This is a genomic window from Streptomyces sp. YS-3 (genome assembly GCF_045257485.1).
In the GTDB taxonomy this organism is placed as follows: Bacteria; Actinomycetota; Actinomycetes; order Streptomycetales; family Streptomycetaceae; genus Streptomyces.
The window spans coordinates 1-894 of sequence record NZ_JBJHPC010001108.1 but is presented as its reverse complement, the minus strand read 5'-3'; the positions used below and the strand labels follow the sequence as shown (position 1 = coordinate 894).

1 protein-coding gene is annotated in these 894 nt (G+C 71.5%); it reads right to left on the bottom strand.

Annotated features, from left to right (window positions below):
• The coding region (locus ACJA3G_RS37790) for a D-alanyl-D-alanine carboxypeptidase family protein (RefSeq protein ID WP_406557517.1) at positions 1-894 on the bottom strand (894 nt) is incomplete at both ends.

Genomic DNA, 894 nt, shown 5'->3' with positions numbered 1-894 from the left:
GGGTCGTGGGGGAGGGCTTGGCCGGGTCCAGGGTGCCTACCGGCTTTGCCCTGCCCACTGCCGCGAAGCCCCAGTCCAGCAGCGCGCGCGTCTCCGTGTAGACCTTGTCGTGCTTGTTCTCCTGGGGGTTCATCACCGTCACCAGGATCGTGTGCCCGTCGCGGGTGGCGGCCTCCGCGAGGGTGTTGCCGGCGTGGGTCGTGTAGCCGTTCTTGCCGCCGATCAGGCCCGGGTACTTCGGTACGCCTCCGGTGCCGGAGAGCATGCGGTTGGTGTTGGAGATCCCGAACGGCTTGCCCTTGGTGTTCGGGCCGCCCGGGAACTTCGCGTCCGCCGTCGAGCAGTACTCCTTGAAGTCCTTGTTGCGCAGGCCCGAGCGGAGGAACAGCGTCAGGTCGTACGCCGAGGACACCTGGCCCTCCGCGTCGTAGCCGTCGGGGCTGCGGACGTGGGTGTCCTTGGCGCCCAGCGCCTCCGCCCTCGTCTGCATGTCCGACACGGTCTTGGGGACGCCGCCGTTCATCGACGCCAGGACGTGCACCGCGTCGTTGCCCGAGCGCAGGAACACCCCGCGCCAGAGGTCGGCGCCCTGGTACGTCTGGCCCGGGACGATGCCGACCGCGCTGCTGCCGCCGCCCATCCCGTCCAGCTCCGCCGGCTCCACCTTGTGGCTCGCCGTGCCCGGGACCGTGGGCAGCACCGTGTCCGCGAAGAGCATCTTGAGCGTGGAGGCGGGCGGCAGCGGCCAGTGGGCGTTGCTGGCGGCCAGTACCTGGCCGGTGTCCGCGTCCGAGACCATCCAGGACAGCGCGGAGAGGTCCCGGGGCAGTGCGGGGGCGCCCTCGCCCGTCTGGGGGCCCGGGAGGCCCAACTGCTCGCCGCCGACCGTGGACA